We start from the raw sequence: 16,520 nt of genomic DNA, 5'->3' as shown, positions 1-16,520 counted from the left end.
TTCGCCCGCGGCCGAACTGTCCCACCCGAACCGCCACGATCCCACGCCCGTCCGGCGCCGCCGCGCAGGCACGACGCGAACGCGTTGCGGTGTGGCGTATTTCACTGACCCCTTGCGGTGGTGGCCCGGGCCCGCACGATTGCGCGTCGGTCGCTGGGCGTATAAACAACGGATGCCGCTGCACCTCCATCGCGCCGAACGCGCCGACGCGCTGGCCGACGGACTGGGGCAGGTGCTGGCCCACGCGCCCGCCGACCCGTTCACTCCCGAGGTGGTCGCGGTCCCGGCCAAAGGCGTGGAGCGCTGGCTCGCGCAGCGGCTGTCCGGCGTGCTCGGTGTGGCCGGCACCGGTGACGGCATCGCCGCCAATATCGCCTTCCCCGCCCCGGCCGCGCTGGTGGCCGAAGTGCTCGCGGCGGCGAGCGGGGTGGCGTCGGAGGACGATCCGTGGGCAGGCCAGCGGCTGGTGTGGACGCTGCTCGGGGTCCTGGACGAGGTCGTCGAGCAGCCGTGGGCGGCGGTACTGGCCCGTCATCTCGGCCTGCCCGGTGCCGGCTACCGGATCGGCCGTCGCTATGCCACCGCCGCGCACCTGGCCACCCTGTTCGACTCCTATGCCGCGCAACGGCCGTCGCTGCTGCTGGACTGGGCGGCCGGTCGTGACACCGACGGCGCGGGCAACCCGGTCCCCGTCGACCTGTCCTGGCAGCCGCTGCTGTGGCGGGCCCTGCGCACCGCGGTCGGGGCGCCGGGTCCCGCCGAACGGCTCGCCGACGCCTGCGCCCGGCTGCGCGCCGAACCCGGCGCGGTCGACCTGCCCGACCGCCTGTCGGTCTTCGGCCTGACCCGCCTGCCCGCCGACCAGCTCGCGGTGTTGACCGCGCTGGCCGAACACCGCGAGGTCCACCTGTGGCTGGCCCATCCCAGCCCCGCCCTGTGGACGGCACTGTCCGCGTCCGCCCGTCCGGATGCCCCGTCCGAGCTGCCCTGCGCCGTGGCGCCGCCCCGCGCGCTGGACGATTCCGCCGACGCCGTCGCCCACCCCCTGCTCGCGGGACTGGCCAGGGACGTGCGGGAACTCCAGCGGCGCTTGCATCCGGTGCTGGACAGCGATGTTCACCTGCCGGGTGCCGACTCGGCCCCGGGCCTGCTCGGCGCCGTGCAGACCGCGCTCCGGCAGGACCGGGCACCGGTGCCCGGTGCCGGGGCCGACGGCAGTGTCGAGGTGCACGCCTGTCACGGACCGGCCCGGCAGGTGGAGGTGCTGCGCGACCTGCTGCTGGCGGCCTTCGCGGCCGATCCGGCGCTGGAGCCGCGCGATGTGCTGATCATGTGCCCGGATGTCGAGGCGTTCGCGCCGCTGGTGCGGGCCGCGTTCGGCCAGCGTGGCGCCGGGGCCGTGGACGTGCCGGGCGAAGGCGAGCATCCCGCGCACCAGTTGCGGGTGCGGCTGGCCGATCGCGGCCGCGCGGTGACGAACCCGATGCTGGCCGTGGTGCTCGAGCTGCTCGACCTCGCCGACGGCCGCGTCACTGTGACGCAGGTGCTGGACCTGGCGGCGAGCGAAACCGTGCGCCGCCGCTGCGGTTTCGACGACGACGACATCGAGCGCCTGCGCGAATGGGCCGCCGAGTCGGGCGCGCGCTGGGGCGTGGGCCAGCGTCAGCGCGAGGCGTTCGGCCTGGCCGACTTCGCGCAGAACACCCTCAACGCCGCGGTGGACCGCATCCTGCTCGGCGTCACCGCCGACGAATCCGGCGACGACTGGCTGGATCTGGCGCTGCCGCTCGACGATGTCGACTCCAACGACGTCGACCTGGCCGGGCGCTTCGCCGAATTCGTCGACCGGCTCGCGGTGTGCCTGCGCGATCTGCGCGGACCCCGGCCCGCCACCGAGTGGACCGCGGTGCTGCTGCGCGCGGTCGAACTGCTCACCGATGTGCCCGACGCGCAGTCCTGGATCCGCACCGAGGCCCGCCGCGAGATCGTCGCCGCCACCGAACACGCGGGCGCCACACCGCTGCGGCTGGCCGACGTGGCGGTCCTGCTCACCGGTCGCCTGGCGGGCGGACCCGGGCGCGCCAACTTCCGCACCGGCGAACTCACCGTGTGCACGCTGGTCCCGATGCGCTCGGTCCCGCACCGCGTGGTGGTGCTGCTCGGCCTCGACGACGACGTCTTCCCGCGCCCCGGCACCGTCGACGGGGACGACCTGCTCGCCCGCGACCCGCTGCTCGGCGAACGCGACGCCCGCAGCGAGGACCGTCAGCTGCTGCTCGACGCCGTGCTGGCCGTCGGCGAGCGACTGCTGGTGCTGCACACCGGCGCCGACCCCGTCACCGGTGCGCCGCGCCCGCCCGCGGTCCCGGTCGCCGAACTCCTCGACGTGCTCGCCGCCCATGTGGGCCCGGACGCCATGTCCGCCGTCCATATCCGGCACCCGCTGCAATCCTTCGACCGGCGCAACTTCGCACCGGAGCATCCGCGCAGCTTCGACACCGTCGCCCTGGCCGGTGCCCGCGCCGCCGCCCGGCCCCCGCGGCCGCGACCCCCGCTGCTCACCGAACCCCTGCCGCCGCTGCCGCCCGCCGACGTGGCGCTCACCGAACTGATCGCCTTCGCCGAGCACCCGATCCGCGCGTTCCTGTGGCAGCGGCTGGGCCTGCGCGTCCCGGAGGAATCCGAGGACATCGCCGACCAGCTGCCGATCGAACTCGACGGCCTGGCCAAGTGGGATCTGGGCGAACGCATGCTCACCGCCCGCCTCACCGGCGCCGACCCGGCGGCCCTGCGCGCGGCCGAATGGCGCCGCGGCACCCTGCCGCCCTTCGCTTTCGGCGCGAAGGTGCTCGACGAGGTGGAGGGCACGGTCGACACTCTGGTCCGCACCGCGCTGCCCGACTACGAGGCCGCCCCGCGCGCGGTCGACATCGCCGTGGACCTCGGCAACGGCCGCACCCTGTCCGGCACCGTCCCCGAGGTGCGCGGCGAGACCCTGGTGCGCACCACCTTCTCCCGGCTCGCCCCGAAACACCGGCTGGCCGCCTGGGTCTCGCTGCTGGCCCTGGCCGCCACCGAGGACCGGTCCTGGCGGGCGATCAGCACCGGGCGCGGGCAGTTCCGCAGCAGGCCGGTCACCCGGTCGGTGCTCGTCGCTCCGGAACCGCTTGCGGCGCTGGCGATCCTGCGCGATCTGGTGCGGTTGCGCGAGGAGGGACTGTGCGAACCGCTGCCGGTGTCCCCGGCCGCCACCGCCGCCTACGCCGAACGGCGGGTGCGCGGTGACAGCATCGCCGACGCCCTGCTCGCCGCCGAACACGCCTTCGACGGCGGCCCCAACGGCCCCGACAAATTCGGCGACCACACCGACCGCTACCTGCGCTACGTCTGGGGCCGCGCACCCCGCTTCGACCGCTTCGCCGCCGACGCCGCGCGGCCCGGCGAGCCGGAGAGCACCCGGTTCGGCGCGCTGGCCCGCCGCTGGTGGGCGCCGCTGCTGACCGCCGAGACCCTGGGGCAGCCATGACCGGAACCCTGTCCGCCCCGGCCGCTTTCGACGCCACCGGCCCGCTGCCCGAGGGCACCACCGTGCTCGAGGCCAGCGCGGGCACCGGCAAGACACACGCCATCGTCGGGCTGGCCGTGCGCTACGTCGCCGAGACCGGGATCGCGATCACCGAACTGCTGCTGGTGACCTTCAGCCGCGCCGCCACCCAGGAGCTGCGCGAACGCACCAGGGAGCGGTTCGTCACCGTGGCCGCCGCGCTGGCCGACCCGGACAGCGCCCGTGCCCACCCCGACGACCTCGTCCGCGCCCTGGCCGCCACCGACCCGGCCACCCTGCGCCTGCGCAGGCACCGATTGCTCACCGCCCTGGCCGATTTCGACGCGGGCACCATCGCCACCACACACTCGTTCTGTCAGCGGATGCTCGACGAACTCGGCCTGGCGGGCGAACACGATCCCGGCGCGCGCCTGGTGGAATCGGTCGACGAACTCGTCGCCACCGTCGCCGACGACCTGTACCTGGCCCGCTACGCCCGCGACCGCGCACCCTTCACGCTGCGCGAGGCCCGCACCCTGGCGCTGGCCGCGGTGCACGACCGGCACGCCGAGCTGGCTCCGCGCACCGACGGCGCGGCGGGGGAGCGGGTCGCCTTCGCCACGGCCGTGCGCGCGGAGACCGAACGCCGCAAACGCCGGGCGGGCCTGCGCGATTTCGACGATCTGCTGGTGCTGCTGCACGAGGTGCTCGCCGATCCCGAGCACGGGCCACGGGCCAGGGCCCGCATCCGGCAGCGGTACCGGGTCGCTCTCGTCGACGAGTTCCAGGACACCGATCCGCTGCAATGGGACATCCTGCGGCTGGCCTTCCACGAACACGCCACGCTGGTCCTGGTCGGCGACCCGAAACAGGCCATCTACGCCTTCCGCGGCGCGGAGGTGCTCAGCTACCTCGATGCCGTCGCCCTGGCCGGGCATCGCAGCGAACTCACCCGCAACTGGCGCAGCGACGCGGGCCTGCTGCGCGCGCTCGACCACCTGTGCGGCGGCGCCGAACTCGGCCACCCGGAGATCAGCGTCTACCCGGTGACCCCCACCCGGCCCGCCACCCGCCTGCACGGCGAGGCCGAGGTCATCACCCCGCTGCGCCTGCGGGTGCTGCCGCGCACCGGCGCGGGCCCGCGCAACCGGTCGGGGTTCCCCTCGGTCGGCAGGCAGCGGGCGAAGGTGGCCGACGATCTGGCCGCCGACCTGGTTTCATTGCTCGAATCGGGCGCCATGATCGAGGCCAAACCCGAACGCGGCGTGGATCATCCGCTCACCGAGGTCGGCGACGGCCGGGTGCGCAGGCCGATCGGTCCCGGTGACATCGCCGTGCTGGTGCGCACCCGGACCCAGATCGACGTGGTGCGCGCCGCGCTCGACCGCGTCGGCGTGGCCTCGGTGCTCGCCGGTGGCACCAGCGTGTTCGCCACCGCGGCCGCCACCGACTGGCTGTGGGTGCTGCGCGCGCTGGAACAGCCGCATCGCGGCGACCGGGTCCGGCTGGCCGCGTGCACACCGATCCTCGGATGTACCGCCGCCGAGATCGATGCCGGGGGCGCGGATCTGGTCGGTCGGGTGTCCACCCAGCTGCGCGAGGCCGCCCGGCTGTTCGCGCGTGCCGGATTCGCGGCCGTGTTCGACAAACTGGCCACCGACACCGATCTCGCGCCCCGGCTGCTGGCCGTGCTCAACGGCGAGCGCGAGCTCACCGACCTGCGCCACCTCGCCCAACTGCTCGACGAGGTGGCCGTCGCCGAAGGGCTCGGGCTCACCGCGCTCACCCGCTGGCTGGCCGACCGCGTCCGCGACCCGGAGGCGGGCAGTGTCAGCGGACGCAGCCGCAGGCTCGATCGCGATGCCGCGGCGGTCCAGATCGCCACCGTGCACGCCAGCAAGGGACTCGAGTTCCCGATCGTCTACCTGCCGTTCGCGTGGGACAGCGCCAAGAACCCGTATCCGGCGACGCTGCTGTTCCACGACGACAACGGCACCCGCGTCCTCGACATCGGCGGCAAGGAGGCACCCGGCTACGGTGAGCGTCAATTGCGCTGCGAGGCCGAGGAATCCGGGGAGGAACTGCGGCTGCTGTATGTCGCGCTGACCCGGGCCATGTGCCAGGTCGTGGCCTGGTGGGCACCGGCGGTCACCACCGCGGCCGCCCCGCTGCACCGGATGATCCTGGGCAGGCGCCCCGGATCGGCGCAGGTACCGCGCCGCGCCGACATCCCCGCCGACACCGCCGCGATCGAGCGCCTCACCGAGTGGGCGGCCCCGGCGGGCGAGGTCATCTCGGTCACCGCCGTCGACCGGCCCGAGGATGTGGCACCGCGCCGGGTCCGCACCGAACTGCCGACCGGGGAACTGGCCGCCGCCACCTTCACCCGCACCCTCGACCAGCAGTGGCGCCGCACCTCCTACTCCGCGCTCACCGCGGGCGCGCACGACCTGGCCGGCGTGGGCGCGAGTGAACCGGAGGACGGTCCCGGCCCCGACGACGAACCCACCGACGCGCCCCTGGACACGCTCACCGACAGCACCGCCGCGCCGTCGCTGATGAACGCGCTGCCCTACGGCGCCGAATTCGGCACCCTGGTGCACGGCGTGCTCGAACTGGTCGACACCTCCGCCCCGGACCTCGCCGCCGAGGTCCACGCGCAGTGTGTGGCGGCCGTCGAGCACACGATGGCCGAACTCGATGTCGATGTGCTGGCCGCCGCCCTGCTCGAAGTCCTGCGCACCCCGGCCGATTTCGGCTCGCTGGCCGCCGTCGCCACCCGTGACCGCCTGTGCGAACTGGAATTCGAGCTCCCGCTCGGCGGCGGCGACACCCCCGGCGCGGGCGCGGCCACGATGCACGCGATCGCGGCCCTGCTGCGCGCCCACCTGCCCGAAGGCGACGACCTGCACGGCTACGCCGAGCACCTCGCCGCCCTGCCCGACACGGTGCTGCGCGGCTATCTCACCGGCAGCATCGACGCCGTCCTGCGCGTGCCCGACGACGCGGGCGAACACCGCTACCTGATCGTCGACTACAAGACCAACCGCCTCGGCACCGGCGATCTCACCGTCGAGCACTACCGCCGCGAGCACATGCTGGCCGAGATGATCCGCTCCCAGTACCCGCTGCAGGCGCTGCTCTACGCCGTGGCGCTGCACCGCTACCTGCGCTGGCGGCTGCCCGGCTACGACCCGGCCCGCCACCTCGGCGGGGCACGCTACCTGTTCGTGCGCGGCATGATCGGCGCGGCGACCCCGCCGGGACACGGTGTCTTCGACTGGTATCCGCCCGCGTCCCTGGTGGTGGCGCTGTCGGATCTGCTGGCGGGCGGGGAGGGCCGATGACCTCGATCCAGGTGGCGCAGCGCGGAACCGGGCTGCTGCGGGTGTTCAACGAGGCCGGCATCCTGTCCGCGGCGGATGTCCACGTCGCCGTGCGGCTGGGGCGGATGGGCCGCGAGGACAGCGAGGACGTGCTGTTCGCGGCGGCGCTGGCGGTGCGCGCGGTGCGGTCCGGGTCGGTGTGTCTGGAGCTGGCGCGGATGCGGGAGATCGGCGTCGACGCCGACGAAACCCGCGACACCGCACCGGGAATCGACCTGGCCACGCTGCCCTGGCCCGACGAGGACCGGGTGTTGACCGCCCTGCGCGGGAGTCCGCTGCTGACCGGCGGACAGGCCGGGCCGCTGCGTCCGCTGCGGCTGGTGGAAGCCGACGCCGAGGGTGGCGCGCTGCTCTATCTCGACCGGTACTACCAGCAGGAACAGACCCTGCGGCGGGTGCTGGTCGAACGCGGCGCCGACCATCCGGTGATCGACACCGCCCTCGTCCGCGCCGAACTCGACCGGCTCTTCGCCGACCCGCTCGGTGTTGGTCCCGACCGGCAGCGGTTGGCCGCGGCCCTGGCCGCCACCCACTGGACCACCGTGGTCGCCGGAGGGCCGGGCACCGGCAAGACCCACACCATCGCGCGCATTCTCGCCCTGCTCACCGCGCACCGGCGCGCCACGCCGAAACTGCCCGCGCTGCGCGTCGCGCTGGCCGCGCCCACCGGCAAGGCGGCGGCACGCTTGCAGGAGGCGGTCCGTGAACAGGCCGCGGAGCTGGGCCTGCCCGAGCTCACCGCGTCGACCCTGCACCGGCTGCTCGGCTGGCAGCGCGGCCGCACCACGAGATTCCGCCACCACGAACACAATCGGCTGCCCTACGACGTGGTGGTGGTCGACGAGACCTCGATGGTGTCGCTGACCATGATGAGTCACCTGTTCTCCGCGCTGCGCCCCGACACCCGGCTGGTCCTGGTCGGCGACCCCGACCAGCTCGCCTCCGTCGACGCGGGCGCGGTGCTGGCCGACCTGGTCGCCGGGCCGGTCGGCAGCACGCCGAATCCGGCGCTGGCCGAACTGCTCGGGCCGGGGGTGACCGGGTCCGGCGACGGGCGATCGTCCGCGGGCGGCTCCGCGTCCGGTGACAGGCCGGTCGATGCCGTGGAGCGAGGTGGTGCGGTGGTGGATACCGCTGGGCCACACGGTGATCCGGAGTCGCTGAGCGCGCTCGAACAGCGCCGGTTGCGGGGCGGGATCGTGCGGCTGACCAGGGGACGGCGCTTCGGTGGAGCGATCGCCGACCTGGCGGTCGCGGTGCGCGCGGGTGACGCGGACGCGGCGCTGGCCATTCTGCGCGCGGGCGGCGACGACGTGTCGTTCTGTGCCCCCGACGACACCGCGGCGGTGCGCGTCGACGTCACCGGGGCGGCCCTCGCTGTCACCGCGGCGGCGGAAGCGGGCGACGCGGTGGGCGCGCTCACCGCACTGGAATCGCACCGGCTGCTCTGCGCGCACCGGCAGGGCCCGTTCGGCGTGGAACGCTGGGACCGGCTGGCCGCCGACTGGGCCGCCGCCGGGGGCGCGGGACCCGAAGGGGCGCAGGCGGTCTGGTATCCAGGACAGCCGCTGCTGGTCACCGCCAACGATCACGAGGCCCGCATCTACAACGGTGACACCGGCGTGATCATCCGTCGTCCCGACGGTTCGCTGCGCGCCGCCCTCCAGCGCGGCAGCGAACCGTACCTGGTGCACCCCACCCAGTTCCCGGCGGTGGTCACCGTCTTCGCGATGACCATCCACCGCAGCCAGGGCAGCCAGTACGACACCGTCTCGGTGGTGCTGCCCGAATCCGAATCCACCCTGCTCACCAGGGAACTGCTCTACACCGCCATCACCAGGGCGCGCGGCCACGTGCGCATCATCGGCACCGAGGAATCCATTCGCGCCGCGATCGGGCGCCGGGTGCTCCGGGCCAGTGGCCTGTCCCGGAGCACCGGCGGCTGATCAGCGCGCCGTACTGCGCGAGAAGTTCCACGCCCACCACGGCTCGCTGTCCAGATCGGCCAGGATCGGGGTCTCGATGTCGGTGCGCAGCGGGTCGGGAAGCTCACGCAGCGCGGGCAGCACATCGGGGGAGAGCTGACGCAGGTAGACCGTGTCGAGCCGTTCGCCGTCCTGCCAGCGGGCGATATTGCGGTCGGCGACGAACCCTTCCGGGTTCACCACGGCCAGCGCGATGAGCGTGCCGAGCGCGGTCCCCACCGCCGCGCGCGAGACCCAGCTCCAGCGCAGCCGCGCGATCGCCACCAGCACGAGCACATAGACCAGACCCACCCACAGCTCGCACAACTGCACCAGCAGCCGCAGCACGGTGAACCCGTAGGCCTGCTGATAGGTCCACATCCGGCCCAGCGCCGACCCCACGATGACCAGGGTCAGCACGCTCAACGCGCTCAGCAGCACGCGCAGCCAGCGCCGATCGGCCGCGGACTCCTGGGCCGACCAGTGCAGCACGGCGAAGATCACGCCCAGGGTCAGGATGCTCACCGCCGACAGCTGCCAGAAACCGCTGCGCGCGTACTGGGCATAGGTGAGCCCGGCGGTCCGCTGCACATAGTCGTCACCGCCGAACAGCGCCACGAACTGCGCGCCGACGAACGCACCGAACAACACCGTCAGCGCACCCACCGGCAGCACCCACTCCCCGCGCGACCACAACCGCCGCGGCCGCGCCGCCGCCGTGGCCGCCTCGGGCGGACCCGCCAGCAGATACAGCGCACCCAGCGCCCCCGCGCCGACCGCCCCGAACAGCAGGATCCACTGCCACGCCGACGCGCCGTCCACCTCGGGCACCAGCCCGCTCAACAGCCCCGCGAAGGTCGCGTCGGCCCCACCGAGCAGCGGCACGAACACCACGAGCAACGCCGCCGTCGCCGCCACCGACACCCCGTAGCGCTGCCAGCCGGCCTTCGCCGGCCTGGCCTGCGCCGCACGGACCCCGGAGAACGCCCACGGCACGGCCCCGAACACGGCCAACGGCACCGCGAGCATGTCGTACACCGTTCCCCGCGCACTCCGCCGCCCCAACACGGCCAGCGACCCGGCCACCGCCGCCCCCAACACGCACAACACGAACAACCACCCGGCGGCCCGCACCGCCCCGACCCCCAGCAACACCAACGCCGCCGCGGCCCACCACACCCGATCCCGCCACCCGGGCCGAACCGCCCCACCCACCGGCCCGCCCGTCAGCGACCCGGGCGTGCCGGGCGCCGCCGCCGTCAGGGGGAGTGCCGGATCGGTCGCCGGTCGCTTCTCGTCGGGGCCGGTGCCACCGGCGGGATCGCCGTCGACGGCCGAATCCTTGTCCGGGACCGGACCAGCGGAGGCGTCGACGGCTTTCGCCGGGGGCGAGGTGTCCGTGGTGTCGGCGGCCGCGCGGTCGGGCTTCGTCGCGGCTGATGTGCCGGTCGGGGTGACCGACACGCCGGTCGGCTGGGGTGCGGTGGGTTTCGGGTCCGGCGGGGTGGGCGTCGCCGGCGCGCTGTCGGTCGCGGGGCGGCTCCTGGCCCGGTAGTCGACCGCGCACAGGGCCGCGGTGACGGCGGCGCCGGTGACGAGCCAGCCGATGCCGGGGCGGTCCATCGGGAGGACGGAGGCGCCGACGATCCCGGCGACGGCGGCGGCGGGGAGGACACCCGCGGGCCGCGCCACCCGCTGCCACCGTGCCGGAACCCGCGGTATCGGCGGCGGTGGAGGCGGCATCGGCGGCATGGACGTGCTCGATTGCCATTGTGCCGCCCGCAATTGGGCCACCCCACTGGTCCGCACCGCCGCCGCCGTCGACCAGCCCGCGGTGGAGGAGTCCGGGTCGTCGAGCACCGCGGTGGCCGTCCCCACCGAACCCGCGCCCGCAGCCTGCGCCGAGCCGCCCTCCGGCGCTGTCGGGCCGCCTGAAGTCGCAGTGCCGCTGGGCGATGTCGGGCCGCCTGGAGTCGCGGTGCCGCTGGGCGCTGTCGGGCTGCCTGGAGTCGCAGTGCCGCTGGGCGATGTCGGCACGGCTGGAGTCGCGGTGCCGGATGGCGGCGTCGGTCCGCCCGGTGTCGTGGCGCCGTCCGTCCGCGTCGGATCGGCCGCAGCCGCACTGGCCTCCGGTGGTGTCGGGCCGGCGGGAGCCGCACTGGCCTCCGGTGGTGTCGGGCCGGCGGGAGCCGCACTGTCCTCCGGCGGTGTCGGGCCAGCGGGAGTCGCACTATCGCCCAGTGGTGTCGGGTCGGCCGGAGGTGCGCTGTCGCCCAGCGGTGTCGGGTCGGCCGGAGGTGCGCTGTCGCCCAGTGGTGTCGGGTCGGCCGCAGGTGCGCTGTCGCCCGGATGTGTCGGGTCGGCCGTGGACGCGGTATTGCCCGAAGTCGCCGATACGGCAGAGGTGGCCGCGTCAGCCGATGTCGGCGCGGCGGCAGGGGGTACGGGATCGGACGGTTGTCGGTCGGTGTGGTCGGGTGTGGTGCTCATGGTCCCCTCCGGTGGATGTGCTGGATCGTCCCTGGACCGGGTGGTCAGGGAGCGTGATCGGGAAAAGGTCAGGTGGTGGGCAGGACGACGCGGATGCGGGAGCCGGGGTCGGCGACGGCGATGGTGCCGCCGTGCAGGTCGACCACCCAGCGGGCGATGGCCAGGCCGAGGCCGGTGCCGCCGCCGTCGGTGCGGCCACCGCGGGTGAAACGGTCGAAGACGGTGGCGCGGTCGGATTCCGGGATGCCGGGCCCGTCGTCCTGGATCTCGAGCACGGTCGCCCCGGCCTGTGCGGTGGCCGACACGCGCACCTCGCCGCCGGACGGGCCGTGCCGGGCCGCGTTGTCGAGCAGGTTGAACAGCACCTGGTGCAGCCGGGCCCGGTCGGCGTACACGGTGGTCGCCGCGGGCCGGATCGAGGTGGTGAAGCGCACCCCGCGACCCAGCGCCGCCGTCATCACCTCGGCCTCGGCGATCACCTCGGCCAGCAGCGGTGCCAGCGGCAGGGTTTCGCGGTCGAGGGTGAACGCGCCCGCCTCGATACTGGACAGGTCGAGCAGTTCCGAGACCAGCAGTCCGAGCCGTTCGGTCTGGGCCAGCGCGGTCCGCAGAGTCGCCGGATCGGGCTCGCTCACCCCGTCGACCAGGTTCTCCAGCACGGCGTGCAACGCGGTCACCGGCGTGCGCAGCTCGTGCGACACATTGGCGATGAGGTCGCGGCGCTGCCGGTCGGCGGCGGCCAGGTCGGCGGCCATCTGGTTGAACGCGGTCGCCAGCTGACCCACCTCGTCGCGCGAGGTCGCGCGCACCCGGAAGCTGTAGTCGCCGTGGGCCATCCGCCGCGCGGCCGCGGTCATCTCGCGCAGCGGGCGGGTGATGCCGTGGGCCAGGAACTGCGAGGTGACCAGCGCGATGATCACGGCGGTGAGCGTGGTGAAGGTGGGCAGCCAGCCGATCCGGACCCAGAAGTAGGCGAAGGCGAGCGCCCCCGAACTCACCATCAGCACCGCGAGTTTGAGCTTGATCGACCGCAACCGGTCCAGCGGGCGCGGCAGCCGCTCGGCGACCAGGTCCAGCAGCGCGGTCATCGCGCGTCCAGCGCGTAGCCGACACCGTGCACGGTGCGGATGAGATCGGCGCCGAGCTTGCGGCGCAACGCCTTCACGTGACTGTCGACCGCGCGGGTGCCCGCCGCGTCGGACCAGTCCCAGATGTCCTCGAGCAGCCGCTCGCGCGCCAGTACCGCCCGCGGCCGCTGGGCCAACCGGGCCAGCAGATCGAACTCCAGCGGCGTGAGCCGCGCCTCGGCCTCACCCCGCCAGACCCGGCGCTGATCCAGGTCGATGCGCAGGTCACCGACGACGATGCTGGTGTCGCCGCGCTCGGCGGCCCGCTCCACCCGGCGCAGCAGCGCGTGCACCCGGGCGGCCAGCACCCGCATCGAGAACGGTTTGGTCAGGTAGTCGTCGGCGCCGACGCCGAGGCCGACGAGCTGATCGGTCTCGTCGGTGCGCGCGGTGAGCATGAGCACCGGCACCGGCCGTTCGGCCTGGATCCGGCGGCACACCTCGAGCCCGTCGAAACCGGGCAGCATCACATCCAGCACGACCAGATCGGGTTCTCCCGCGGCGGCCGCGGCCACCGCACCCGGTCCGTCGTGCGCCAGATCGACGGCGAAGCCCTCGGCGCGTAGCCGCGCCGCCACCGACTCGGCGATCGTCACCTCGTCGTCCACGACCAGGACCCGGCGCACCGCCTGTCCTGTCGTGCCCCCACTGAGTTCCATGGCTGAGACCCTAGCGAGCGGGTGTGGAGAGGGCTGTCCGCAGTTGTGGAGATTCTGTGTGGACCGAGCCGCTGTCAGAGGTTCGGGAACAGCCCGGGCAGTTCCATCGCGTAGGCGAGGTCGTCGCGGGTGCCCAGGGTGACCAGCAGCAGCCGGATCATGGTGACCCTGGCCTCCGAGGCCAGCGCGGGATCGGGATCGCTGCCGGGTTCGGTGCCCACGGTGAGCCGGTAGACGATGTACTCGCACACGTGCAGGGCCGCGTCCAGGTCCAGGGGGCTGGGCGCGGGGCGGCCGAGCTCGCCGAAGGTCTTGCGCACCAGATCGCGGATGTCGTCGAGGGCGCGTTCGCGATAGGCCGAGACCGGCGAGCCCGGATCGTGCAGCTCGGCGAACAGCGGCCGCAGCATCGGCCCGTGCCCGCGCGCCCAGTCGACGTAGGCGTCGATGAGCCGGATACCCAGCTGCACCGGTTCGTCGGTGCCGGTCAGCGCCGCCCTGATCCCGCCGACCAGGCCGTCGTTGGAGGCGTCGAGCACCGCGCGCAGCGGCTCGGAGGCATTGCCGAAATAGCGGTAGAAGGTCGGCCGGGCCAGGCCCGCCTGCTCGATGATCTGGGCGACGCTGAGTCCGCGCGAACCGTTGCGGGTGAACACATCAGCGGTCGCCGAGATGATCCGGGCGCGGACCTCCTCGGCCTGCTCCTCGGTCTGCGGTGGCCGCCCACGACGCGCAGCGGTCGGATCTGCGGTCATCGCACCTCCCTCACAGCCGTCGAACCTCGACGGAAAGCTTGACACGGGACCGACCCCGGCTATTAATCTAACACTAGTGTTCAGCAAATAGCCGAACGAGCGCGACTGCTCCGCGCGACCCATCTGTTGAGGAGAAGGGCCGACAATGACGACAGCCCCCGAGCTGACCGCCGAACCCACCGCCTTGCCGACCAGTCTGGTCAAGCCCCTGTTCGATCGCGGTGTCGCCGGTGGCGCGCCCTCGGTGGCGGTCTTCGCGCCGGCCACCGGACACAAGATCGGCGACCTGCCGCAGTCCTCGATCGCCGACATCGACCGCGCCTTCGCCGTGGCCAGGCACGCGCAGCGCGACTGGGCCAAGGTGCCGGTCAAGGAGCGCGTGGAGATCGTGCGCCGCTTCCACGACATCGTGCTCGCCGAGCAGGACACCATCCTCGACATCGTGCAGACCGAGACCGGCAAGTCCCGCCCGCACGCCTTCGACGAGGTCGGCGACGTCGCGCTGAACTCGCGCTACTACGCCGCCGTCGCGCCCAAGCTGCTGGCCGACCGCAAGCCGCGCGGCGTGCTGCCGGTGCTCACCTCGGTCGAGGTGCACCACCGGCCCAAGGGTGTCGTCGCGGTCATCTCGCCGTGGAACTACCCGCTGGCGCTGTCGGCCTCCGACGCCCTGCCCGCCCTCATCGCGGGCAACGCCGTCGTGGCCCGCCCGGACAACCAGACCGCGCTCTCGGCGCTGTGGGCCATCGACGCCGCCGAGCGGGCGGGCCTGCCGCGCGGGCTGTGGCAGGCGGTCCTCGGCCGCGGCCGTGAGATCGGCGGCGAGGTGATCGCCCGCGCCGACTACGTCGACTACACCGGCTCCTCGGCCACCGGCCGCACCATCGCCCAGCAGGCGGGCGAGCGCCTGATCGGCTACTCGCTCGAGCTCGGCGGCAAGAACCCGCTGCTGGTGCTCTCCGACGCCGACGTGTCCAAGGCGGCCAAGCTGGCCGTGCGCGCCAGCTTCGCCTCGGCCGGTCAGCTGTGCGAGTCGATGGAGCGCATCTACGTCGACGCCTCGGTCTACGACCAGTTCGTCGCCGAATTCGTCGGCAACGTCAAGAACATGTCGCTGGGCGGCGAGCTCGACTACAGCCGCGACATGGGCTCGCTGACCTTCCAGCGTCAGCTCGACACCGTCTCCGCCCACGTCGACGACGCCGTCGCCAAGGGCGCCAAGGTGCTCGCCGGCGGCCGCGCCCGCCCCGACCTGGGCCCGTACTTCTACGAGCCGACCGTCCTGACCGGCGTCGAGCCCGGGATGACCGTGTACCGCGAGGAGACCTTCGGTCCGGTCGTCTCGATCTACAAGGTCGACTCCGACGAGGCCGCCGTCGAGGCCGCCAACGACACCGCCTACGGCCTCAACGCCAGCGTGTGGAGCAAGGACATCGAGCGCGGCAAGCGCGTCGCCGCGCAGATCAACGCGGGCTCGGTCAATGTCAACGAGGGCTTCATCGCCGCGTGGGGCAGCGTCGACGCACCGTCCGGTGGTCTCGGCATCTCGGGTCAGGGCCGTCGCCACGGTCCCGAGGGCCTGCTCAAGTACATCGACACCCAGACCGTCGCGGTGCAGCGGGTGCTGCCGATCGCGCCGCTGCCCGGCATGTCCGAGCAGATGTGGGCCAAGACGATGACGCTGGTCTTCGGCGTCATGAAGACGCTGCGCCAGAAGTAGCAGCGAGAACAGAAGCAGGGGTAGGTAGCCAGATGAAGTTGGAAACGGTCGCGGGCAAGCGGGTGCTGGTCACCGGTGCCGCCATGGGCCTGGGCAAGCTGTTCGCCGAGCACGCGGTGCGCGAAGGCGCCGACGCGGTGGTGCTGTGGGACGTCAACGAGATCGCCCTGCGCGAGACCGCCGCCCAGCTCACCGCCCAGGGCGGCAAGGTGCACCCGTTCGTGGTGGACGTGTCCTCGCAGGACTCCATCCGCGAGACCGCCGAAGAGGTCCGCAAGGCCGTCGGCGGCATCGACATCCTGGTGAACAACGCGGGCATCGTGCGCGGCAACACCTACTTCTGGGAAACCGAGAACCGCACCGACATCGACAAGACCATGGCGATCAACTCGCTGGCGCCGATGTACATCGCCCTGGAGTTCCTGCCCGGCATGGTCGCCGGTGCCGGTGAGGCGCGCATCCTCAACATCGCGTCCTCGGCCGGTCTGGTGGCCAACCCGCGCATGGCCGTCTACGCGGCCTCGAAATGGGCGGCGCTGGGCTGGTCGGACTCGGTGCGCCTGGAGCTCGAGCAGGCGGGCCACGCGCACGTCAAGGTGACCACGGTCTGTCCGACCTACATCAACACCGGCATGTTCGACGGCGCCAAGGGCATCCTGTTCACCCCGATGCTCGAGCAGAACGAGGTGGTCGACACCTCGTGGTCGGAGATGAAGAAGGGTGGCGCCCTGGTGGTGCTGCCGTGGACCTCGCGGATGAACCGCGCGCTGACCGGCCTGCTGCCGATCAAGATCCGCGACCTCTACCTCAATGCGGTGGGCGTGTACCACTCGATGGACCAGTTCACCGGCCGCAAGTAGACATCCGGTGCCGCT

General features: G+C 73.1%; 9 protein-coding genes. 5 read left to right on the top strand and 4 right to left on the bottom strand.

Annotation, left to right across the window (positions count from 1 at the left end; translation table 11 throughout):
• Window positions 1-172: 172 nt before the first annotated feature.
• Genes recC through ACFC06_RS06160 form a run of 3 tightly spaced genes read left to right on the top strand, consistent with a single transcriptional unit; the run spans window position 173 to window position 8,876 of the window.
• Window positions 173-3,526, top strand: a complete 3,354-nt coding sequence (gene recC / locus ACFC06_RS06170; protein WP_375928396.1) for an exodeoxyribonuclease V subunit gamma — start codon at window positions 173-175, stop codon at window positions 3,524-3,526.
• Entirely contained in the window at window positions 3,523-6,891 is a 3,369-nt protein-coding gene (locus ACFC06_RS06165; protein WP_375928394.1) for a UvrD-helicase domain-containing protein, read from the top strand. The genes recC and ACFC06_RS06165 overlap by 4 nt, the downstream gene beginning before the upstream one ends.
• Window positions 6,888-8,876, top strand: a complete 1,989-nt coding sequence (locus ACFC06_RS06160; protein ID WP_375928392.1) for an AAA family ATPase — start codon at window positions 6,888-6,890, stop codon at window positions 8,874-8,876. The genes ACFC06_RS06165 and ACFC06_RS06160 overlap by 4 nt, the downstream gene beginning before the upstream one ends.
• Here ACFC06_RS06160 and ACFC06_RS06155 read toward each other — a convergent pair whose 3' ends face one another.
• The 4 genes from ACFC06_RS06155 to ACFC06_RS06140 form a co-directional block, all read right to left on the bottom strand.
• Window positions 8,877-10,772 (bottom strand): DUF4153 domain-containing protein, encoded by a 1,896-nt coding sequence (locus tag ACFC06_RS06155; protein ID WP_375928390.1) that lies wholly within the window; start codon window positions 10,770-10,772, stop codon window positions 8,877-8,879.
• Between the two features lie 680 nt (window positions 10,773-11,452).
• Window positions 11,453-12,472 (bottom strand): ATP-binding protein, encoded by a 1,020-nt coding sequence (locus tag ACFC06_RS06150; protein ID WP_375928388.1) that lies wholly within the window; start codon window positions 12,470-12,472, stop codon window positions 11,453-11,455.
• Window positions 12,469-13,170: a response regulator gene (locus ACFC06_RS06145; protein ID WP_375928387.1), complete on the bottom strand. Its 702-nt coding sequence runs from the start codon at window positions 13,168-13,170 to the stop codon at window positions 12,469-12,471. Before ACFC06_RS06145 ends, ACFC06_RS06150 begins: the two co-directional genes overlap by 4 nt.
• A 74-nt stretch (window positions 13,171-13,244) precedes the next feature.
• Window positions 13,245-13,925, bottom strand: a complete 681-nt coding sequence (locus ACFC06_RS06140) for a TetR/AcrR family transcriptional regulator (RefSeq protein WP_375928385.1) — start codon at window positions 13,923-13,925, stop codon at window positions 13,245-13,247.
• 145 nt (window positions 13,926-14,070) lie between these two features.
• Between ACFC06_RS06140 and ACFC06_RS06135 the strand changes: the two genes are divergently transcribed.
• Complete coding sequence (locus tag ACFC06_RS06135) at window positions 14,071-15,645, top strand: succinic semialdehyde dehydrogenase (RefSeq protein WP_375928383.1); 1,575 nt, start codon at window positions 14,071-14,073, stop codon at window positions 15,643-15,645.
• A gap of 32 nt (window positions 15,646-15,677) precedes the next feature.
• Entirely contained in the window at window positions 15,678-16,505 is an 828-nt protein-coding gene (locus ACFC06_RS06130; protein WP_375928381.1) for an SDR family NAD(P)-dependent oxidoreductase, read from the top strand.
• Window positions 16,506-16,520: the final 15 nt, after the last annotated feature.

It is taken from the genome of Nocardia sp. NPDC056064 (assembly GCF_042266925.1).
GTDB lineage: Bacteria > Actinomycetota > Actinomycetes > Mycobacteriales > Mycobacteriaceae > Nocardia.
Note: the sequence above shows the minus strand (reverse complement) of the source record. Positions and strands in the feature narration are given on the sequence as shown.